This is a genomic window from Chryseobacterium ureilyticum (assembly GCF_900156735.1).
Lineage (GTDB): Bacteria > Bacteroidota > Bacteroidia > Flavobacteriales > Weeksellaceae > Chryseobacterium > Chryseobacterium ureilyticum.
Map to the genome: position 1 here is coordinate 33,896 of NZ_FTOL01000003.1, position 22,224 is coordinate 56,119.

The window sequence follows — 22,224 nt, forward strand, 5'->3', positions numbered from 1 at the left end:
TATTTTTAAATTGTGTTTCTATTTTTAAGCTTCCACAAAGATCTCTGCAAGCCTTCCTCTTTCCGGAAGTCTTTCTCTGATCTCAATCGCTATATCCTGAGATGTAAGATCTTTGCATTTTTTAATGTAAGGCGTAATATCAAACTTGCCTTTACCCTTACTTTTAATGGATGAAGAATAATATGCTTCTTCAATGTTTTCTGCTTTTACGTATTGATTGAAAGTTCTTTGAAAGCTTCCGGTAAAGACATCGCAGATAATTTTGTTAACCAAATGAGGATATTTATTCTTGATAATTCCATAACCATCACAGAATTCTTCAGGTCTGATTTTGTTGAAAACCGTAGTTTTTGTATTGAACAGAAGATCTCTGATAGAATCTCCGGAATCGTATCCTGAAGTTAGAATGATATTATATTGGTTCTGATCTTCTGAAGCGTCCTTCTCTTTTAATACTTTTTTTAATATGTTTAATGACTCAAGAGAATAATCTGTAGCAATTAAAATTGTTTTAGCCATGTTCTTATTATTTTGTTTTGTGTTGATCTTTTTTGATGATACAAAACTAGAACGGTCAGATTAGAAGATCTTTGGAACGGAATTAAAATGTCATTAAAGAGATTAAAATGAGATTAGAAAATTGTTAATGCGAATTAATATGGAAAAAACAGCAGCAAATGAAACAACACAACATGTTAATTATCAATGATATAAATTAAATCATTGTTTTTTTAGCAGATAAAATCTGAGATTTCCAAGTATTACGTTGAGATTTTTAAGCCACTAATGCACGAATAAATAATTCCTATAATATATCGGCTGATCTAAAAATGATTAAAAATAGTGGTATGTGGTTCTTTAGCAATAAAGATCCTTTCAAAGCATTTTCAGGAAGTCTTTGATCACTTTTATTTTCAGCTTTACACTGTTTCTTTCTGTGTGCTATAAAAGTTTGGGAAACGCATTTGTACTGTGGTGCCTTGATTTTCATTGGAAGTGACAATCAATTCTCCATGATGCATTCTTACAATGTTTCTTGCTAATGGAAGCCCAATTCCATAGCCTTCGTAATTATTGGTATTGGAGGCCCTGAAAAACGGATCATAGATTTTATTCATTTCTTCCTGAGGAATTCCGATACCGTTATCTTTGACAATGATATAAACATCAGTATCTGTAGCCCCAAGAGAAACTTTTACCTGCTGGAAATTAGAATATTTGCACCCATTACTGATAATATTGGCAACTGCAAGGTGAAGCAGTTGTTCATTCCCTTGTACTTTCAGTTTTTTAGGATTATCAGGAAGCATATTGATATCCAGATAGATATTATTTCGGGTATCAATTCTTCTAAGTGTTTCGATTACATCCCAAAGCAGCTGATCAATTCTCACTTTATCCATTTTCTGGATTTTCCCATCGAATCCGGTTTGTGCAATCATGAGAAGTGCCTTGATCTTTTTATCAAGTTTCTCAGCCTCGTCCAGAATAATTTCCAGTGTTTCTTTATATTCTTCCGGTGTTCTGCTGATAGAAAGCGCTACATCAGCCTCTCCCATAATAGATGTCAAAGGGGTTCTCAGCTCATGAGAAACGTTTCCGATCAGATGATTTTGGGTTTCAAAAGATGTTTCAATCCTGTTGAGCATATCATTGAATGTATCTACCAGCTCGTTAAGTTCTTTATTATCAGGTTGAGATTCCAGTCGAAGATGAAGATTTTCAGAACTGATTTCCTTTACCTTTCCTGTAATTTTAAGGATGGGTCTAAAGAGTGTTTTAGACAGATAAAATGAAAATATCATACTGAAGAACAATGACAATACGATACAGGTAAGCAAGGTTCTTTTCAGGAATCCAAGGTAATAGATTACATAATGGTTTTTGGCAGAAGCAATGGCAATATAATCTTTATCGTCATATTTGAAACTCTGACCAATATAATAGAATTCTTTATCGTTGAAGTTATCTTCTCCTTTTTTGAGAATATTTTTAAAAAAGTAGTCTGGGATATGGACTTCTTTTGAAATTTTTTTGAAATTAGAGTCTGAAGGAACGGCAAAAACATAGTCTTTTTCCATCGGAAGTTCCTCATCGTTCAGGCTACTGAGAATATAATTTTCTGGGAGATCCAGATGATCTTTACTTTTTTCGATCTGCACAATGGTTGCTGTACGGATCTTTAGAAGTTCATAAAATCTTTGATGCGAAAAATTAACGATTGAAAAGTAAACCAAACCACTGAACAACAGAATAATGGCGGTAAAAACCAACATTAAAAGTACCATCGTTTTGGTCTGATTTGTAATGACTTTATTAAACATTCATTAATTTTTTTTCAAAACGTACCCCATACCTATTACCGTATGAATCAGTTTATTATCATCCTGACTATCTAGTTTTTTCCTTAAATAGTTTACATAAACGTCTACAACATTAGTCCCCAATTCATAATTTACACCCCAAACAGTATCCAGTATCTCTGCTCTGGAGATTACCTTTTCAGGGTTATTGAGGAAATAAAGCAACAATTTATACTCTGTGGAAGTAAGTGTTATTTCTTCTCCTCCACGGGTTACCTTTTTGGTATAATCATTTACGATAAGATCCGAAAACTGAAATACGTGTTCATTATCCGGTTCAGGTTCTACAGTTTCTTGTGGTCCGTTATTGTTACTTCTTCTCAAAAGAGATTTTACGCGTGCCACCAGTTCGATAAATTTGAAAGGCTTTACTAGATAATCGTCTCCTCCGCTTTCCAGACCAAGCACTATATTTTCTGAAGTTCCCAAGGCTGTCAAGAACAAAATAGGAACACTTTGGTTGGTTTTTCTAATTTCCTTACAAACGTCCAGACCATTCATTTCCGGAAGCATAATATCTAAAATTACCAAATCAAAGTCGTTTGCCTGTACCAGCTGTACACCCGTACGTCCGTCAAAAGCTACGGAAATTTCGTATCCGTTTTCCTGAAGTCCCTTTTTAATAAAAGAGACAACGCTTGTTTCGTCTTCAATAAGAATAATTTTTTTCATAAATGAAATAAGGAGTTTTACAAAAATAGGGAAATTTTATCGGGATAGGCAAACCCGAAGTATATTGAAAGGAAAAGGGGAAAGAGAGGTTTAAAAATAGAAACCTATTGCAGACGATTTATGAACATAGTTTAAATAAATTAGATTTTAACGCAACAGTCGCAAGGAATTTCAGAATAATGACTATAAAACGATCGCAACGGCGTTTCACTCAGCTATGATAGTATTCTTAGCTGAATGAAGTGCCTCTGCTATCGAAAAATAAAACAGCATACTTAATAAACTTGCGAACCCGGCGTTTTTATTTTTTACAGTTCTTATCATTTTACCTTTTTATGAATTCCTGATTCTATCATGCAACCTATATAGAATAATATTACCTTTGCCTTTCATTGAATACACATGAATGATTTTTTAATAGGCATCGGAAAGAGATTAAAGGATATCAGAAAGAAGAACAATCTTACCATTAACGAATTGGCTTTCAGAGCTAACGTGAGTAATGGTCTTGTTTCCCGTATTGAAAATGGAAGAACAATTCCTTCTCTTCCTGTTTTATTAGATCTGATTCAGTCTCTCGATATTGATGCGAGTTACTTCTTTGAAGGCGTAGAGAAAAAGTCCAATGCAAAATTCATTTATGTTCCCAAAGAAAGCCAGCAGGTTATTGAGAAAGAAGTTGAGGCTGAAGGCTTTAAATATATGCATATCTTTAGTAAAAGTCTTCATTCTTTAGGTTTTGAAGCCGTATTACTTACTCTTGAGCCTAATTCTAAAAGGGAAAAGGTAATCACAGATGCCTGGGAGTTTAAATATATACTGAAAGGCGAAGTAAAATATATCATTGATAATGAGGAAGTCATTATGAAAGAAGGTGATTCATTATATTTTAATGGTAAATTTCCACACGTTCCCGTGAGCATCAGTAACGAAAGCTGTGTGATGCTTGTTCTTTATTTTTATACTGCGTAGAATCCATATTACATCAGTAGTTTTACAAATATATCTTACAAAAGTTTACTATTTGTAAACTTTTGCTTTTTCATTTTTGATTAAAATGAACGGTATGTTAATCAAAAATTCCTTTTTTATAGAAAACTCAGATTCCAAAAATCAGAAGACAAAATATCTATAATCATTTATAAATAAGCATTTTATTAAATAAAAGCATTAATTACTTTCTCTTTTCAAAAAGATTGAGAAAGTAAAATTTGGGTAATAAACAGCTTGAATTTGTTAAACAATACTTAATACGAAATATTTATATATATTAAAATTATTAGCGTGATTTGCATAAAAAATTTAATATATGTAAAAATGAAAACAAAATTAGAGAAATTACTTACCCTTGTTTTTGTCTGTTTCATCGTTTTTGTTTCAGCACAAAAGCAGTTAATTATAGGAACTGTTCTTGACGACAGCCAGCCACTTCCCGGCGCAACAGTCAAAATAAAAGGTTTATCCAGAAATATAACCACTGATATTGACGGAAAGTTCACCGTTAATGATATTAAAGAAGGATCATACAATCTACAAATCAGCTATATCGGTTATGAAACCACTGATATTACTATTACTCTAAAGACTGATGAAACAATAGATCTTGGAACCATCAAATTATCTCAGCCGAGAAAGAATATTGATGAAATTGTCGTTACCGGAACCTTAAAGAATACCGAAGCACGAGCTTTAAACATCCAGAAAAACGCCATAAATATTACGAATGTCATTGCTTCTGACGGAATCGGAAAACTACCGGACCGAAATGCAGCAGAAACTGTACAACGTGTACAGGGTGTTTCTATTGAAAGAGATCAGGGTGAAGGAAGATTCGTTTCTTTACGAGGTCTTCCTCCGTTCTGGGCATCTACAACTATTAATGGAAACAGGCTTCCGACAGCTGAGGAAGAAACAACTTCCAGGGCTACAGCCTTCGACTTTTTCCCAACGGAATTAATCTCTTACGTTCACGTCAACAAATCTTTTACTCCTGATCTTGAAGCGGACGGAATTGGTGGCGGGGTCAATTTTATTACCAAAACGCCTCCTATGAAAACGGAGTTTAAAGCCACATTAGGAAGCGGTTACAATGCTAAGGCTGATAAAGGTGTATACAACTTGGGGCTATTGTATGGCGGAAGAACTAAGGATAAAAAATTCGGATACCTATTCAATTTTGCACATTTTATCAGAAACTGGTCGACGGATAATTTTGAGGCAAGAAGAAGTGGTGATGAAGGGGTTTTCAGAATGGAACTTCGTGATTATAACGGCGTAAGAAAAACAACCGGGATCAATGCTGCCTTTGAATATGTGCTTTCACCTAAAAATACATTATACGTAAAAGGAATGTATGGAACGTTATCCGATGATGAGACCCATTACAAACACAGAGTAAGATTTGATAAATTCAGTTCTGCTAATAATACAGCAAGAGTAGAACTTCAGAATATTCATAATCTATTAATCACGCAGCTTACTTCTGTTTCATTGGGTGGAGTTCATAATTTAAATAAAGGAAAAATCGATTGGGATATATCTTATTATGATAATCAATTTAAGTACGGAAATATTCCTGATAAGCAGAACAATTCTTATTATGTAATCAAATATACTCAATCGGGAGTGGGCATCAATCCTGATTATATGTCTGATCGTGGAAATGGTCCGAGAGCTTACTGGAAGGCAGATGGCGGAAAGTTAGATTACAAAAATCCAGACGCTTTATTTGGCTTCTACAGCAATCCTGATTTTAAAATGGATGCTTCCCAAATGAGGTTTACCGACCTTGAATTTTACAAAGTTTTTGTACAAGAAAAGGATAAAATTGTAGCGGGTTTCAACCACGAAATCAATGCTTCGGAAAAGCTTACTTTAAAATATGGTTTCAAGTATAGAGATAAGGAGCGTAATGCAAAGTTCTCCGATATTTTCTACAACTGGAGCAACGGAACGGCGCCTCTTCTTTCAGATTATTCTCAATTTATTACGACTCAGCCAAACGGAAGGAAGTATTTAAGTGAAATGAATGCTCATATCGGAAATACTTTTGGTCCAGTACTTTCTACCGGAGGAATGAATCAGTTTTGGTATGACAATAATGGGAATTTAAAGATCAATACTGCTGATTCTGAAGCATTAGAATATAATAAAGCATTGGGAAGAAACTTTGATGTTTTTGAAAAGCATGCGGATGCTTACGGAATGGGAACTTATAAACTGAATGATAAGATCACTATTTTAGGAGGAATCAGGTTATCCAATACCAATACAAAAGTAAAAGGATATAATGTAATTGATGATGTTTTGACCCCTGTTGAACATACCAAAAATTACCTTGCTGTTCTTCCAATGCTTCATGTGAAGTATACTTTAAATGATAAAACCAATCTTCGTTTCGCAGCAACAAGAACTTTTTCAAGACCTAATTTCGGAGATCTGACACCTGGTGGAACTTATATTGAAGCGGATAATGAATTCAAAGGTGGAAACCCTGATCTTAATCCGACCTATTCCTTGAATTTTGACTTAATGGGAGAATATTATTTCTCAAATGTCGGAATTTTAAGTGGTGGTGTTTTCTACAAATCCATTACTGATCCGATCTTCCAGGATTCTTTCATCGGAAATTATAATGGTATGAACGGAGTACAGTTCTCTGCTCCCAACAACGGAAGTGCGGCATGGCTAGGTGGTATTGAATTAGGAATCAATAAAAGATTTGACTTCTTACCAGGTTTCTTACAATACTTTGGTGCTCAGGTAAATGCAACTTTTATGACTTCTGAAATGGAAAAGCCAAGCGGAAGAAAGGTAGCTCTTCCCTATCAGGCTAAAGAATTGTACAATGTACAGCTGTTCTTCGAAAAGAAAGGATTTAACGCCAGAATTGCCTACAACTACAAAGGAAAGTATGCTGTGGAATACGCGGAAACCGATATCAATGACTCTTATTACGGAAAATACAGCAGCTTAGACTTTGGAGGTTCTTATCAGTTTACCAAAAACCTTGGACTGTATATGGATATCAACAACATTCTGAATAAGCCCCTGATCTACCACTTCGGAAAAAACGAAGACCGTCCTGAGCAGGTAGAATATTATGGCGTAAGATGTAACCTTGGAATAAAACTGAATTTCTAACCCATCATCATGGACAGAACTATCAATAAAAAAACATTAGTAACACTGAAGGCTGCCTTTGCCGCCTTTGGTGTCTACTTCTGCATGTATGGCTTCAGGAAACCTTTTACCGTTGCTTCTTTTGAAGGGCTTTCTTATTTCGGAGTTGATTATAAGATATTGATCATCATTGCACAGGCTGTAGGATATTTTATTTCAAAGTTTATCGGAATTAAATTTATTTCTGAATTAAAACCTGCAAAAAGACTGACTTACCTATTCTCTTTTATTGCAGTTGCAGAACTTTCTCTGCTAGGATTTGCAGTGGTTCCTGCTCCTTACAACATTCTCTTTATGTTTCTGAACGGAATTCCGTTGGGAATGATCTGGGGCATCGTATTTTCATACATTGAAGGACGAAAAACTACGGAAATCATCGGGCTTTTTCTTTGTTCAAGCTTTGTAGTTTCTTCAGGATTCACCAAGTCTGTAGGAAAATTTTTGATGGATAATTTTGCTGTTTCAGAATTCTGGATGCCTTTTTCTACGGGACTAATTTTTATTATTCCATTACTTCTATTTGGGCTTCTTTTGGAAAGAATTCCCAAGCCTAGTGAAGAAGACGTGATGCTTAAAAATAAAAGGCAACCGTTGAATGGTAAAGAAAGAAAAGAGCTTGTTCAGCAGTTCTTTGTACCTATTGTCTGCATTATCTTTCTGTATATCTGCTTGACGGTTTTAAGGGATTTCAGGGATAATTTCAATCGTGAGATCTGGGACGGACTTCATTTTAGCTTTGACAGCTCTGTTTTTACCCTTACGGAGATTCCAATTGCCATTATGGTGCTTCTGATCCTAAGCTTTATGGTGAAAGTAAAAAATAATAAAAAGGCATTTGCTTACTATCACTATATTCTTTTTGCAGGAATTCTGACTGTAGGATTTTCTACTTATTTATTTCAGCAGAATGCATTATCTCCTTTTTTATGGATGACCATTTCCGGTTTTGGGATGTACATCTGCTATATTCCGTTTAATGGAATTTACTTTGACAGGATGATCGCTGCTTTTGATATTAAAGGGAATGTAGGCTTTCTGATCTATATTGTAGATTCATTCGGATATCTGGGAAGTGTTTTAATTCTGCTTTATAAAAACTTCGGATCGGCTCAAACTTCATGGCTAAATTTTTATATCAGTCTGAATTATATTATTACCATCAGTGTTTTAATCCTTTCTATTATTGCTTTTTTAGCTTTCAGGAAGAAGGCAAAACCAAATTCTAATTCAAGTTCAAATTCTAATCAATACATCAATTTCGATACTTCGAAAATCTAATAAATTATAGTACAATGACAACAAAATTTGATTTACTCGTTGTGGGTGGCGGAATTTTAGGAACATTCCATGCGTATCACGCGCTGAAGAAAAATCTGAAGGTAGCTTTACTGGAAAGAAATTCTGTACCTCAGGGTGCCACCGTACGAAACTTCGGACAGGTAGTACCTTCCGGAATGGATCTTAAATGGCAGAATTTCGGAAGAGAAAGTCTCGCGATATATAATGAACTTCACGCTCAGGCAGATCTTACCATCAGACAAAACGGTTCTGTTTACATCGCATCCAATGATGAGGAACTTCAGTTGATTGAAGAATTAGCGGAATTAAATAAAATTAATGATTATGAATCTGTTTTATTATCCAAAAATGACTGTATCAAGAAATATGATGGTCTTCGCTCCGATTATTGTAAAGGAGGATTGTTCTTTCCTCAGGAAATTTCTGTAGATTCTGCGGATATGATTGTAAAGCTTCACAAGCTTTTGCAGGAAAAAATGGGTTTACAGATCATTTATAATACAACTGTTGTGGAAACCCATGAAAATGATCAGAAATGTGTGGCTATTACTGCAGATGGAGAAGAATACACTGCATCAAAAATCATTATCTGTGGCGGACATGAGTTCAAAACACTATACCCTAATGTATTCAATGAAAGCGATTTGGAAGTCAGCAAGCTTCAGATGCTTCAAACTAAACCTCAGGGAATCTATTCTCTTCAGGGAAATATCCTGACTGGGCTTTCCATCAGAAGATATGAATCATTCAGCGAATGCTCTTCTTTCCAGAAAATCAAGTCATTAGAAGATGCGAATTCTTTTGAGAAAAAATTTGGAGTTCATATATTGTTCAAACAGGCACTGGATGGTTCCATCATTCTTGGTGATTCCCACGAATATGCTGATGCTAAAAATGCGGATGATCTTGGTTTTGATCTTAATATGGAAATTGATGAATTCATGATTCATGAAGCGAAGAAAATCATCGATCTTCCAACTTATGATATTCAGAGAAGATGGTTCGGGGTATATTCTCAATGCAAATCAAAAGATATTTTTGAACATAACCCATCACCGAATATTCATATTGTAACGGGTATCGGTGGAAAAGGAATGACAGGAAGCGGGGGCTTCTCAAAGTTTAACATAGAAAAAATTTACGCATAAATTTCAATGAAAAATATAGAATTATTGGTTCTGGATATGGCTGGAACTACAGTGGATGAAGATAATGTGGTTTATAAAACGGTAACCGAAGCAGTGAACGAACATGGCTATCAAGTCGGTCTTGAACAGGTTCTTATTACTTGCGCCGGGATGGAAAAGCTGGAGGCAATCACAAGTTTATTAAAGGAAATTGGTGGAAATGAAGAAGATGCTATGGCTATTTTTGAAAAATTTTCTGTCAAATTAAAAAATGCATACCAGAATCTTGAGGTAAAACCCATTAACGGAACTGAAGATTTCCTCCTTAAAATGAAGGCCCAGAATAAAAAAGTGGTGCTTAATACCGGGTATACTTCTGAAATTGCCCAACAACTTTTGGATAAGCTGCAATGGAAGGAAAATATACATTTTGATGCATTGATCACCGCGGATGATGTTTCAGAGAGCAGACCAAGTCCGGAAATGATCAATCTTGCAATGAAAAAATTCAATATCCATAAGCCGGAAAAAGTATTGAAAGCCGGAGATTCTGTGATTGATATTGAGGAGGGAAAGAACGCTGGCTGCGGATTAACGATTGCTGTACTTTCAGGCGCCCAAAACAGATCAGAACTGGAAAAAGCTAAACCTGATTATATTTTTAATACTATTTCTGAGGCTGAAAATATTCTTTAAATACTTGCTTTTATACTTTGACACAAATGTTTTTACTTGGCATTTGTGTCTTTTTTAAACCACCCTACCTACCCCGTCACATCTTCGATTTGCCACCCCTCCAGAAGAGGGAAATTATCGCTCTCTCGACTGAATATTTGCCTTCGTTGAAAACTTTGCTCACTGTCATTCTGAATGGAGTGAAATATAATGAAGAATCTCAGAATAACAAATGTCAAATTTTTAATATTAGTTAACTTTTAAATTTTCAGCAATCCCTAGTGGTGCTGTAACACACAGACGGTTTCCAAAATCAATTAAAACATTAATATTATTATAGTTACGAAACTAATTATGTTTCTAACACTTCATTCTCAAAGCACTTTTTAATTATCAATTAATTAATTTTAAGTTCACACATGTTTACAAATAGTAAATTAATTTTACAACTGTTAAAAATAAATTACTATTTGTAAACTTTTACTTTTAAAACCCTTTATCCCATGAAAACAAAACTATTCTCAATGGCTGTTGTAATGAACTGTTTCCTTGGAGCTCAAACCAAAAAAGTCCTTTTTATCGGTATCGACGGTTGTCGTGCAGATGTGATGATGTCTACGAATACTCCTAATATTCAAAACCTCATCAACCAATCTATCTATTCTCTTGACGGATTATGTGCCGCTACGACATGGAGCGGAAATGGCTGGAGTACCATGCTTACAGGTGTATGGCATACCAAGCATAATGTACAGGATAATAGTTTTACTAACCCCAATTATAGTAACTACCCTGACTTTATCTCACGAGCTGAAGCCTATAATCCTAACCTAAGAACAATGTCTCTTGTCAATTGGGCACCTATCAATGACAAAATCATACAAAATGCAGACGTAAAATCGAATTTAGGAACAGATCTCGCCGTGAAAAATGCAGCCGTCAATGCTTTACAGAATGATAATCCGGATATTCTGTTTGTAGATTTTGATGATGTGGATCATGCAGGACATTCGTATGGATTTTCGTCAGCGGTTCCTCAATATGTTTCTTCTATTCAGACTACAGATACTTATATTGGCGAAATCGTGAATGCCATGAAAAACAGAGCCACTTACAATAATGAGGATTGGATGGTAGTTTTAACAACCGATCATGGAGCTGTAGACAGTTCTCATGGTGGTGGAAATCTTTCTGAGCGAAATATTTTTACAATCTATTCCAATCCGGGGTTTACTCCACAGCAGATCAGTAAAACGGTTCTTGAATCCAATAAAACATTCAATCAATTGAGCCTTCCTGCAACAGCTTATGCAAAGCCTGTGAACCAAAACCTTTTTAATTTTGGAGCAAATCAGGATTTTACGATTGAATTTTGGGTAAAACCTAATGCTGCTTATTCAAGCGATCCTGTATTTATCGGAAATAAAAACTGGGCAAACGGAAAAAATAAAGGAATTATATTCTCGGGATACTCAGGGCAAACCTTTAAAATGAATATTGCAGACGGCACCAACCGAATTGATCTTGTAGGCGGAAAGCTTGAAACAAACAAGTGGAAACATATTGCGGCAAGCTTTGACAGAGATGGACTTGTTACCTTATATGAAGATGGAGTTCCGGTTACTTTTGCGAAAATGAATACCATCGGAAATATTAACTCTGTACTGCCTTTAACATTGAATCAGGATGGAACGAATACTTATAACGTTACGCTAGCTGCTTCTTATAAAGATGTCAGAATCTGGAAATCTGCTCTTCCAAATGATGTTATTGTCAACTGGGCAAATCAGGATATTGCTGCTTCACACCCTTATTATTCTCAGTTATTGGCAAACTGGAAATGCAATGAAACTGCTGGAAATACTTTATCTGACTCAAGCCCTAATGCGAATCATATGAATATTACAGGAGCTCCAACTTATACAGCAAATACTTCAAATACCTTCAAAATCTATGATTATACCTCAACAACAAGAGAAACAGATCATTTCCCAACGGTATTGAACTGGCTTTGTATTCCGGTACAGGCTTCATGGGGAATTGATGGAGTCAACAGAATTCCGGTTTGTTCAAATGATGTTTTGGCAACCAAAGAAACAAAAACAACCAATGAAGATTTCAAGGTATATCCGAATCCGGCTTCTACACAGATCGGTATCAGTTTTCAATCAGGAGATAAAGAGATAAAGGCTGAAATTATGGATGCAAAAGGATCACTTGTATTTTCAAAAAGCTTAAGATCATCCAATGGTCAATATGAAGAAAAGATCAATATTGAAAATCTTCCGGCTGGAATGTATTTTATTAAGCTGAATGGAATTAAAAAGTCTCAAACTAAGGCTTTTATCAAGAAATAAAAACAGTAAAACAATTAGATTTAAATTTGATATTGGAACAAGGATATGATCATCCGAGTTCCAATATTTTTTTATACTAAGAGGTAAGATCCAACTCCATTTGTACATCTACACGATCATAACCAGGATTGGTAATCGGAGTATGCTTAAATCCTAGCTTTTCATATAACTTTATCGCAGGAACTAATATAGAATTCGTTTCCAGAAATACTTTCTCTGCCTTCAATTCTCTGGCTTTTTCAATAAGAGCATTACCAAGCAGGTATCCTATTTTTTTTCCCTGCGCTTTAGGACTTACAGCCATTTTTGACAGCTCAAAAGCAAGAGGTTCTTCATGAGCTTTTACTAAGGCACACGTTCCTACCGGCTCACCATTCAGCAATGCAAAGGCAATGTGACCGCCTTTATTCAGAATGTGTTCTTCGGGATTATCCAAAAGTTTATAATCACTGGCTTCCATCACAAAGAACGTTTTGATCCATTCTTCGTTTAAAATCTTGAAAGCTTCTTTATATTGTGGTTCGTAGGCTATAATTTTTACTTCATTATTGATATCACTCATCGCTTTAGGTTTTTATATTCTGTTTTTTATCATTTTCCCTAGTTTCTCGAGATCGCTTTCTACACGGTCTGTCCATTCTAAGGCATAGTTTAATCGCATGCAGTTTTGATACTGATTGTATTGTGAAAACATTCTTCCGGGAGCAAAATTCACTTTCTGACTGACTGCTTCGTCATACAGATCTTCGGTACATATTCTTTTATCCAGTTCCAGCCATAGCATAAATCCTCCTTTGGGTTCTGAAATTTTAGTATTATCTGGGAAATACTGTGTCACCGACTTCTGAATCTGAAGATAATTGGCGTAAAGTTTCTTTCTGAACATTCTCAAATGATGATCATAGCGCCCATGTTCAAGGAAATCTGCAATCACATCTGAAAATAAAGAAGGGCTGGAAACGGTCTGCACCAACTTTTGTCTTATAATTTTTTCTTTAAATTTTCCTGGAGCCACCCAACCAACACGATAACCCGGAGCTAAAGTTTTGGATACTGAACCTACCCACATCACGATTCCTGCTTCATCATAGAACTTACAAGGTTTTGGTCTTCCTGCTCCAAAATAAATATTTCCATAAACATCATCTTCTACCAATGGAACATTATGTTCTGTAAGCATTTTTACGAGTTCTTTTTTATTATCATCCGGCATCTGAAAGCCCAATGGATTGTTATAATTTACAACAAAACAACATGCGGAAAGCTTGGGAAGCACTTTTTTCAAAGCATCCAGATCAACTCCGGTAATAGGATGAGTCGGAATTTCTACTGCTTTTAATCCTAATAATTGAATCGCCTGAAGAATTCCAAAGTAAACAGGACTTTCTACCGCTACACAGTCACCAGGTTTAGTAACAGCCATAAGGCAATTGTAGACTCCGTTCATAGCACCAGAAGTAATTACCAGATCGTCTTCTGTAATTTTTCCTTCCATTACTATAGACCATTTGGCTATTTCACGACGGAGTTTTTCACTTCCCTGTACAGGTTCATAATTGGTTCCGCTGTCATGTTTGGCTTTTATTACATTAATCATGCACTTCTTCATCTGAGCAACGGGAAGAAGACTTTTTCCGGGAATTCCCAGGGCAAATTGAGTAACATCTGTTCCTGCAATGGTTCCAAACACTTTACCAATGAGGTCTTCAGGGGTGTTTTCTCCTTCAGAAACCTTCATTTTTGCTACAGAAGGCAAGGCAAGCTTTCGCTGAGAGGTCTGACTTACATAGTATCCGTATTTAGGGCGTGATTCTACCAGGGAACGGCTCTCAAGTTCCATATATGCCTGCTTTACAGTATTTAAGCTTACATTGTATAGCTTTTGTGCACTCCTTAGAGAAGGCAGTCTGTCTCCGAATTGCAATGTTTCACTTTTGATCTGCTCTGTGACTGCATTGGCTATTTTAAGGTAAAGTACATCTTTCGACATGAATCACTGTTTTAAGTAAAAGTACAATTTTATCCCTGCTTTATTATTGATTAAGCCAATTAACCATCTTCTGAATACTACTTTTCAACTGTTCAGAATTTCGGAAGTTGGAAGTTGTACTTTTTTTGAAATAGCTGTCTACCCAAGACATAAAGTTTTTCTTTTCTGCTTCAGACATTCCAGGTTTTTCATAAATTTTAAAAGCAATTCTATCTTTTTCCTGTATAATCAGGCTTGCAAATCCTGACACTTCATTTTTCTTTTTTGCTAAAAGAAAAGGAATACCAAACTCAGGATTGATCTTTTTGATATTCTGTGTCTGTAGAAATATATTTTTGAGCACTGACATGTCTGAAATATAAACTTCTGCATATTGAAGTTGTTCCTGATGTTGAATGTTGGTTTCCATAGTATTCTGCTTTACAAAACAAAATTATGGAGTCTTTAAGATTGGATACAGATACAGAAGTATAGAATATTACGGGTACAGACTTTCGTAATGAAAGAAACGACTGCTTCAAAGAAACAATCGTTTTATTTTTAATATGATCAGGAGCGTTACTCTACTTTTCTCAAAGCTTCTTTTATCCCTTCCAATCCGTCTCCAAACTGGGCAAGTAATGCTACAATCTGAGACATCCTATCATTCTCACCTAATCCTTTTAAGGTTTTATTTTTAACAAAAGTCTTCTTGATTTCATCCCACCGTTCGGTTTCTTGTGTTGAGATTGTTTCAATCAGCTCTTTTAGCTTCAGCATATTGGCTTCTGCACCAGTTGTCAATGTTTGGGATTCATTCTGATAATGATCCAATACAATCTGAGTGACTTCATTTTCCTTTAAAATAGGCTGGATCTGAGTGATGAGCTTATTCATATTACGATAAGATCCCTGAAGCTTGAATGACGGTTCATTTCTGTAATCATCAGACATTGCAGCGGAAGCAATATATTCTTTATTAACTTTTAGAATCATATTCCTGACCATAATCGTATTTTTCAGAACAGATCTGAAGTCTGATATTTCATTGGAACTGAAGTTTCCTTTCAGGTTATCTGCAGGGTTATTGGTTACTACACAATCATATAATTCGTAGAGGTTTTCCATTCCCGGTTGAGTCAATCTGGTCAGATATTCATTGGACATCAGAGCGTTTTCGATAAGACTCAGATCAAAAAGGTCTGTTTTTGATCCTGATATTTCTCCAAGGTTATACGTATCTGAACGATTGGCAAGCATATCCGGAATTTTGAATTTCTCACCGCTTTCCGTGTATGGATTTCCAGCCATTACCAGGCAGAATCTTTTTGAACGAAGGTCATAGGTTTTACTTTCTCCATTATAAATTCCTTCAATCTTTCTCTGTCCATCGGCGAGAGAAATGAATTTCTGTAAGAATTCTGGATTACAATGCTGAATATCATCAAGGTAAAGCATCACATTATCTCCCATTTCCAAGGCAAGATTCAGTTTTTCAAGTTCCTGTCTTGCTCCTGCATTTTTGGCTTCATTCGGGTCTGTAGAAACAATATCATACCCCAGAGAAGGTCCGTTGATCTTCATAAATACGAGTCCCATACGTTCTGCCATGTATTCCATCAAAGTTGTTTTTCCGTACCCTGGAGGTGATACCAGAAGAAGCATTCCCATTCTGTCTGTTCTCTTATCTGAACCCACTGTTCCCAATTGTTTCGCAAGATTGGCTCCTATTAAAGGAAAATAGACATCATTGATCAGCTTGTTTCTTACAAATGAGCTTAATATCTGAGGTTGGAAAGTATCTAGTTTAAGTGCTTTTTTCTTCTCCTCCACCCAATTGTATTTCAATTCCTGAAGTCGCTTATACTTTGGAACGGTAACAGTATTGAAATGACTCAGTCGGGATACAAACTCAAAGTAATTAAGATGGTATTCTGTATCTTTTTCAAGTGATTTCAGTTCTTTTATGGCGATTTCATAAGAAACATGTCTGATATTTTTCGGATCAAACTTTTGAGTAATGATAAATGGGATTACTTCCTGGATAATATCATTCTCAGCGTTTGTATCAAAAGCTTTTAATGCGCCTTCTGCGATATAATAACATGCCGAAGGATACTGATACATAGCCTGTAACTGAGTAATAAATTCAAGGTCTTTGCCTTTTTCTTTCAGTTCTTTTAAAAACAAACTGTATAAAGCGCCCCCTTTTTCAGAGATCAAAAAGTTTTCTTTATCCTCTTGTTTCAGATATATGGCAGCATTGATACAATCTGTTTCTGTAAAGATATTATTTGTAGATGCAAAAGATCTCATCTCTTCAGCAAGTTCCCTGCTTAGGTATTCAAATCCTTGTTTTACTGGGAAAGACTGGGAAATGATAGCTGTAGCTTCAAACTGCTTGGTATAATATTCTTTTCTTTCTGAATCTAACAAGAACCAGAAAAGTTGTGCTAATGCTCTTTCCTTGGTTGTAAACCTCATCAGTCCCAGTTCATTATACATTTGCTGAAGTTTACTAACGATGATCTGTGCATCTTTATCGTGAATCCCTTTTACCAATCCTTCTCCGAAATGATCTGCCGTAAACTGCTGAACAGCCTGCTCATTCTGTTCATCCGTCACGATTTCTTTATGGTTTGAAAATACATTCCAGGCTAAGTATTCAAATCTTTTAACCTTTGTATTTTCTGAAATAAATTCCTGATTCCAAACTTCTTTGAACTCATCAGCTGTATTGAAATTTAAAGGTTCATAAAAGCTTGTTCCGGTAAGGTGATAATAATATTGTGCATTTTTCAGAACTAATGTAAGATCAAGTTTCTGCTGATTGACTGCAAATTTATAATCACCAAGCGCTATAACGCTTTCGCCATCTACATAGATTTCTTTTTTATCTTTAAGTTTCCTTACTGATTCCTGCTGACAGGTCTTTAAAAGGGTTTGAATTTCTTCGGATTTTGCAGAATCTTCCAACTCAGCAAGCTGTCTTGCAAAATCTCTCACCTTTTCCACCATCAAATCGGAAGCAAAGTAACCATTGATTTCATTTTCAGCATCAAAAGACTCGGCTTTGGTCTGAACAGATTTCAGAATTCTTTGTGCTGCATCAAAGAGACTTTGAGTTCTTTTGTTTCTTGATTCTGTAAGCTGTACTCTTTTGTTCTGGAAATGTCCGTAGACTTCTTCTCTTTTGGTTCCTATCTTCTGGATAAATTCATCAAAATCAATGAATTTAGTTTCCATTTCTTCCAGTTGGATAGAAAGTTTGGTCAGATATTCATCACATTTCTCAGGGGTTTGTGAAAGTTCCAAAAAATTGATCACCGACTGATCAAATAAAGTAATCTGAGCCTGAAAATCTGAAGCGAGTTCTTTTCCTGAAATTTCTCTTTTTCTTTTAGAAAGCTCAAGCCTTTCCTGATTCAATCGGGCAAAGATCAATGATATGTTTTCAATGATCTGGGTAGACTGGGAAGTATCTTCAATCTTCAGATTATTGACAATATCTACCAAAAGCTCCAATTGTCCGGACAATGTGTTTATATGTTCATCGATGGTTTTAGCATCAATAGCCTTTTGTAATGATACAATATCCTCTGAAATTTTCTGAGCTTTTTCTTCATAAGGCAATAAAGATCCTTCCTGCAGTAAAAATTCAACGCAGGCATTAGAAAGTTCGTTATATCTTTCTGAAAGAGCTTTCTCAAGAGAATCCAAAAGATTGGAGTCTGCATATTTCAGTTCTCTTGCTCCTGTTACTTCTCCTCTTAACGCTCTTATCTGGGAAAGAGCATCAATGTATTCTGTAAGTTGTGAGTAGTGAAGTCTTTTGGTATCATCAAGGATCTTGTCACAAGATTGTTTTATTTTTTCTAACGCTTCTTCTGTATTTTTCCTTTGCTCAACTACCTTTTCGTATTCATTAATGGCAGAATGGGCAATTCCCCTGATTTCTTTCAACGGCTGATCCAGTTTCTGAACTTCTTCTTCTCCCAGGAAATAATAGGTATCCAGAATAAAGGTAGAGAGCTTTACAATGTCGTTATAAAGTCCGCTATAAGAGTCTTTTTTATTTAAAAGGGTAATCAATTCCTGGCTTTCCGCCATTACTCTTACGATGTCTTTATTCCCGATCTTGTACAATAGACTGTCTGCTTTTTCGGCATTGGGTAACAGTTCTTTGGAAAATGGGGTCTGCCAGATCTGAGCAAGGTGATTTTTTGTGGTTTCAATACTTTCTCTCAGATAGATGAGCCTTCCGTCGCTTAAAAATGTGAATCCACTGCAACGGATTGGTGTTTCAATCGTTTGGGTGATGATATTGTAGGATATCAACTGATAGTTGTTCGTTTTATCATCATAAAAAACGTACAGAAAGTTTTCTCCATTGGGTTCCAGAACCGTTTTCAGATAATACAGTCTGTTTTGATCCTGAGAAATAACTTTTAATCCCCCTGTTTGCAGCGCATATCCATTGGAAAATAATACTCCTTGATTTTCAGGAAGTAAAAGCCCTGAATATTTAAGAGCATCTGCCCTTGAAACAGTCTTTTCTTTATGATTGTAAATAAAATAGCGCTCTGTTTCCTGGTAAGGTTTTATTTTGAACAATACAAGGTTATCCAGATCACAGAAATGAATTTCGGCATCGTCCAGATTTTGATCTTTATGGATAACATCTTCGGAATAAATACCTTTTCCTGTATCTGTATTATCTTCAACTTTAATGGTAATATCTCCACCGATACTTTCCACAAAAACCTTATCTGCAAGGGAAATATGCGGGTGTTTTCCTGATCGCTGCATATCTCTTGTTGCCTTGGTCCATGCAAAGCCATGCTGCTGCGGATATGCTGTTTCTGAAGCACTTCTTGAGTCTATATAAATAAGCTGATTTTCTTTAATCAACCATTTAAATGCTTTAATATCCGTTGTGCTTTCCGAAAGCTGGAAAACCATATAGAGATAATTCTCCGTAAAGGTAAATCTGGCGAAGAATGTATTTCTGTAATATTTGTATAAATTTTTAAATTCATCAATAAAAATCTCATCATTGATCAGGGTATTATCCTGAGGTTCAAATCTGTCATTATTGATGGTATATATTGAGAAAACGTCCGAAATATTAATCTCAGTCTGTAGTCCTAAATGAGCATTGGAACCGAATATCAAATGATCACCCAAAGAATAAATATCCTTGGCAATACAGCTATGCTCCGTGGAAATTCTCTCATTGGCAATCAGTGAGAAATCTATTCCGCCGAAGATATTTTTGCGCTCATCATTAAGCTGTTGAAGTCTCTGAATAAGATCATTCTTCTGCTCGTTCAGACGGTTCTGAATAATTTCGTAGGTTCCTGAATTAAGTTGTTCTGACATAGTATTTTGTTAAGTTGTCCTGACTGCTTTTTACGGCAGGTCTTTGTGTAGAACTTATGATACTTTATTTTCATCTAAACCTTATAGGTTTTTGAAGCCTATAAGGTTTGTAAAGGTTTATAAAATCAATATTATATATGATTACCGTTCACCGGTTTATGATCTACCCCCATATGTTTTGCCATGTCAAGAGCTCTTTCCAGAATACCTCTTTCCTGCTGGTTTGCTACTCCATTCAGTTTAAAGATCAGGGAAGCAATACTCATGTTTTTAATATCGTCGGAAGAAATATTGTATTTATCTACCATTCCCATTACTTTAGCAATGATATTTTCACCATCTCCTAATAGGTTTTCTCTTATCATTTGGGCATTTTCACTGTGACTGACAAATTTATCCAGCCCTTTTCCTGCAGACACCTGACGAATTACATTATCAAAGAATGTATTATCACCTCCAACAATATCAATTTTCGCAGTTTTGAATGCTTCTGCCAATACTAATGACTGTGCATCTGCAATGTCTTTCTGGATTGCGATTTCAGCTAATTCCACTTCTTTTTCTTTATTCAGTCTCAGACGGAATTCTTCGTGATCTTTTCCTGCATCGTTCAGTTTCTTCATTGCTTCTGCTTTTTCGGTAATACCTGCTGCTTCTGCCAATGCTTTTTCTTTGATCACTTCTGCCTGTGCAATTCCTTCTTTCTTCACGGCATCTGCTTTTTTCTCGATAACTATAGCTTCTACAATACCTTGTCTTTCTGCGGCATCTGCTTTCGCATGCAGCACCTGAGCTTCAGATAGCCCTACCGTTGCTTCTTCTTTTGCTTTAGCATCTGCAATAATCTTGCGTGCTTCTGCTTCTTTTTCTGCTGCGTCTCTTTTCGCCTGTGCTTCGATTACATATTTCTGAGCATCTTTTTCAGCTGCTAGTTTACGGGCTTCAGCTGCTTTTGTTTCTCCAATTAACTTTTTCTCTGCTTCCTGAGTTGCTACAGTAATTTCAACCTGCTTGTTTCTTTCTGCTGTTTTGAATGCTTCAAGATCTTTAATTCCCTGTTGCTCTTCTACAACGGTTTTCTCCATTGTCAATCGCTCACGGATGGCATCCTGAATACTTTTCTTCTCAAGTTCTATTGCTTTGTCTTTTTCGATCTGTGCAAGGGAAACAATTCTTTCTCTCTCTGTAGCTTCTAAAGCTCTGTCCTTCATCACTCTTTCTGTTTCTACTAGATCTGCACGTTCTTTATTTTTAGCAGCAATAACTACCTGACGAAGTTTGTTTTCTTCTGCAATCTGTAGTTTTTCTTCTGTTGCAATACGTACAGTTTCATATCTCAGACGTTCTTCTTCTTCTACTTTTAATATTTCAGCATTTTCGCGAGCCTTGATATTTGCTACTTCTCTTTTCTGAGATTCTTCTTTCTCTGCCAGTTGTTTTTCAAGCTCAAGAATTGCTTCTCTAGCTTCTACATTTTGTTTCGTAATTGTTTTTTCTTCATCACGACGCACTTGGTTTGCTTTAATGTTTTGATTAGCTGTAAGTTCTGTAATCTTTTTAATACCCTCAGAATCAAGGATATTATCTTTATCTAGCTTGTCGATGGAAGTCTGCTCAAGATAATCGATGGCACAGTCATCCAAAACATAACCATTAAGGTCTGTACCGATGATGTCAAGGATTTCCTGGCGGAATTCACTTCTTGCTTCATATAGTTCTGTAAAGTCGAATTTCTTTCCTACAGTTTTTAATGCTTCTGAAAACTTTGCTTCAAAAAGTTCTCTTAAAGTCTGTGCATCAGAAGCTCTCTGACATCCAATCGTTTGTCCGACATTCACTATATCATCTACTGATTTATTCACACGGATAAAGAATGCCACCTGAATATCAGCTCTCATATTGTCTTTACAGATCAATCCGGCTTTTCCTTCTCTTGAGATTTCCAGTTTTTTTACAGAGATATCCATAGATTCCATACGATGGATAATTGGAATTACGATACCCGCGTTAAAGAAGACTTTTGTACCTCCATAACCAGTTCTTAAAATAACGATTCCCTGTACGGTTTTTTTATACATCGATAAAATCCAGAAAATCAATCCGATTGATGCTACCGCAACAATAATAATTCCAGCAATTAAAGGTAAGTTCATAGTTTTATAAGTTTATAGTTTATATATAAATGTGTTTTTTATTTT

The 22,224-nt window shown here is 35.7% G+C and carries 14 protein-coding genes; 6 read left to right on the forward strand and 8 right to left on the reverse strand.

Translation table 11 applies throughout. The features are described 5' to 3' along the window. Window positions 1–24: 24 nt before the first annotated feature. From BW983_RS09855 to BW983_RS09865, 3 genes are all read right to left on the reverse strand, one after another. The gene (locus BW983_RS09855) at window positions 25–519 is read right to left on the reverse strand and encodes a hypothetical protein (RefSeq protein ID WP_065395475.1); all 495 of its coding nucleotides are present in this window, start codon (window positions 517–519) and stop codon (window positions 25–27) included. Window positions 520–920: 401 nt separating this feature from the next. Then, window positions 921–2,324: a sensor histidine kinase gene (locus BW983_RS09860; RefSeq protein WP_076551812.1), complete on the reverse strand. Its 1,404-nt coding sequence runs from the start codon at window positions 2,322–2,324 to the stop codon at window positions 921–923. A 3-nt stretch (window positions 2,325–2,327) separates the two neighbouring features. Continuing rightward, complete coding sequence (locus BW983_RS09865; protein ID WP_076551813.1) at window positions 2,328–3,035, reverse strand: response regulator transcription factor; 708 nt, start codon at window positions 3,033–3,035, stop codon at window positions 2,328–2,330. A gap of 402 nt (window positions 3,036–3,437) precedes the next feature. On the opposite strand from BW983_RS09865, the gene BW983_RS09870 reads away from it, so the two are divergent. From BW983_RS09870 to BW983_RS09895, 6 genes are all read left to right on the forward strand, one after another. Beyond that, complete coding sequence (locus tag BW983_RS09870; RefSeq protein WP_045492263.1) at window positions 3,438–4,007, forward strand: helix-turn-helix domain-containing protein; 570 nt, start codon at window positions 3,438–3,440, stop codon at window positions 4,005–4,007. A 345-nt stretch (window positions 4,008–4,352) separates the two neighbouring features. Further along, window positions 4,353–7,178 (forward strand): TonB-dependent receptor, encoded by a 2,826-nt coding sequence (locus tag BW983_RS09875; RefSeq protein WP_076551814.1) that lies wholly within the window; start codon window positions 4,353–4,355, stop codon window positions 7,176–7,178. 9 nt (window positions 7,179–7,187) lie between these two features. Beyond that, window positions 7,188–8,495: a DUF5690 family protein gene (locus BW983_RS09880; RefSeq protein ID WP_076551815.1), complete on the forward strand. Its 1,308-nt coding sequence runs from the start codon at window positions 7,188–7,190 to the stop codon at window positions 8,493–8,495. Window positions 8,496–8,509: 14 nt separating this feature from the next. After that, the gene (locus tag BW983_RS09885; protein WP_076551816.1) at window positions 8,510–9,664 is read left to right on the forward strand and encodes a TIGR03364 family FAD-dependent oxidoreductase; all 1,155 of its coding nucleotides are present in this window, start codon (window positions 8,510–8,512) and stop codon (window positions 9,662–9,664) included. A 6-nt stretch (window positions 9,665–9,670) separates the two neighbouring features. Beyond that, window positions 9,671–10,339, forward strand: a complete 669-nt coding sequence (locus tag BW983_RS09890) for an HAD-IA family hydrolase (protein WP_076551817.1) — start codon at window positions 9,671–9,673, stop codon at window positions 10,337–10,339. A 482-nt stretch (window positions 10,340–10,821) separates the two neighbouring features. Then, window positions 10,822–12,675 carry an alkaline phosphatase family protein gene (locus BW983_RS09895; protein WP_076551818.1) on the forward strand — a complete coding sequence of 618 codons (1,854 nt, stop codon included), beginning with the start codon at window positions 10,822–10,824 and terminating at the stop codon, window positions 12,673–12,675. Between the two features lie 76 nt (window positions 12,676–12,751). Here BW983_RS09895 and BW983_RS09900 read toward each other — a convergent pair whose 3' ends face one another. The 5 genes from BW983_RS09900 to BW983_RS09920 form a co-directional block, all read right to left on the reverse strand. Then, window positions 12,752–13,237, reverse strand: a complete 486-nt coding sequence (locus BW983_RS09900; protein ID WP_076551819.1) for a GNAT family N-acetyltransferase — start codon at window positions 13,235–13,237, stop codon at window positions 12,752–12,754. Between the two features lie 12 nt (window positions 13,238–13,249). Beyond that, complete coding sequence (locus BW983_RS09905; RefSeq protein ID WP_076551820.1) at window positions 13,250–14,665, reverse strand: aminotransferase-like domain-containing protein; 1,416 nt, start codon at window positions 14,663–14,665, stop codon at window positions 13,250–13,252. Window positions 14,666–14,708: 43 nt separating this feature from the next. Then, window positions 14,709–15,074 carry a hypothetical protein gene (locus tag BW983_RS09910; RefSeq protein WP_076551821.1) on the reverse strand — a complete coding sequence of 122 codons (366 nt, stop codon included), beginning with the start codon at window positions 15,072–15,074 and terminating at the stop codon, window positions 14,709–14,711. Between the two features lie 149 nt (window positions 15,075–15,223). Further along, entirely contained in the window at window positions 15,224–20,026 is a 4,803-nt protein-coding gene (locus BW983_RS09915) for a DNA repair ATPase (RefSeq protein ID WP_076551822.1), read from the reverse strand. A 131-nt stretch (window positions 20,027–20,157) separates the two neighbouring features. Further along, the gene (locus tag BW983_RS09920) at window positions 20,158–22,179 is read right to left on the reverse strand and encodes a flotillin family protein (protein WP_076551823.1); all 2,022 of its coding nucleotides are present in this window, start codon (window positions 22,177–22,179) and stop codon (window positions 20,158–20,160) included. Between the last annotated feature and the right edge of the window lie 45 nt (window positions 22,180–22,224).

Excerpts from the sequence above, each read along its gene's own strand:
- BW983_RS09910 (WP_076551821.1), bottom strand. The coding sequence starts at position 15,074 with ATGGAAACCAACATTCAACATCAGGAACAACTTCAATATGCAGAAGTT.
- BW983_RS09905 (WP_076551820.1), bottom strand. The coding sequence starts at position 14,665 with ATGTCGAAAGATGTACTTTACCTTAAAATAGCCAATGCAGTCACAGAG.
- BW983_RS09895 (WP_076551818.1), top strand. The coding sequence starts at position 10,822 with ATGAAAACAAAACTATTCTCAATGGCTGTTGTAATGAACTGTTTCCTT.
- BW983_RS09890 (WP_076551817.1), top strand. The coding sequence starts at position 9,671 with ATGAAAAATATAGAATTATTGGTTCTGGATATGGCTGGAACTACAGTG.
- BW983_RS09855 (WP_065395475.1), bottom strand. The coding sequence starts at position 519 with ATGGCTAAAACAATTTTAATTGCTACAGATTATTCTCTTGAGTCATTA.
- BW983_RS09865 (WP_076551813.1), bottom strand. The coding sequence starts at position 3,035 with ATGAAAAAAATTATTCTTATTGAAGACGAAACAAGCGTTGTCTCTTTT.
- BW983_RS09900 (WP_076551819.1), bottom strand. The coding sequence starts at position 13,237 with ATGAGTGATATCAATAATGAAGTAAAAATTATAGCCTACGAACCACAA.
- BW983_RS09915 (WP_076551822.1), bottom strand. The coding sequence starts at position 20,026 with ATGTCAGAACAACTTAATTCAGGAACCTACGAAATTATTCAGAACCGT.
- BW983_RS09920 (WP_076551823.1), bottom strand. The coding sequence starts at position 22,179 with ATGAACTTACCTTTAATTGCTGGAATTATTATTGTTGCGGTAGCATCA.
- BW983_RS09885 (WP_076551816.1), top strand. The coding sequence starts at position 8,510 with ATGACAACAAAATTTGATTTACTCGTTGTGGGTGGCGGAATTTTAGGA.
- BW983_RS09880 (WP_076551815.1), top strand. The coding sequence starts at position 7,188 with ATGGACAGAACTATCAATAAAAAAACATTAGTAACACTGAAGGCTGCC.
- BW983_RS09860 (WP_076551812.1), bottom strand. The coding sequence starts at position 2,324 with ATGTTTAATAAAGTCATTACAAATCAGACCAAAACGATGGTACTTTTA.
- BW983_RS09870 (WP_045492263.1), top strand. The coding sequence starts at position 3,438 with ATGAATGATTTTTTAATAGGCATCGGAAAGAGATTAAAGGATATCAGA.
- BW983_RS09875 (WP_076551814.1), top strand. The coding sequence starts at position 4,353 with ATGAAAACAAAATTAGAGAAATTACTTACCCTTGTTTTTGTCTGTTTC.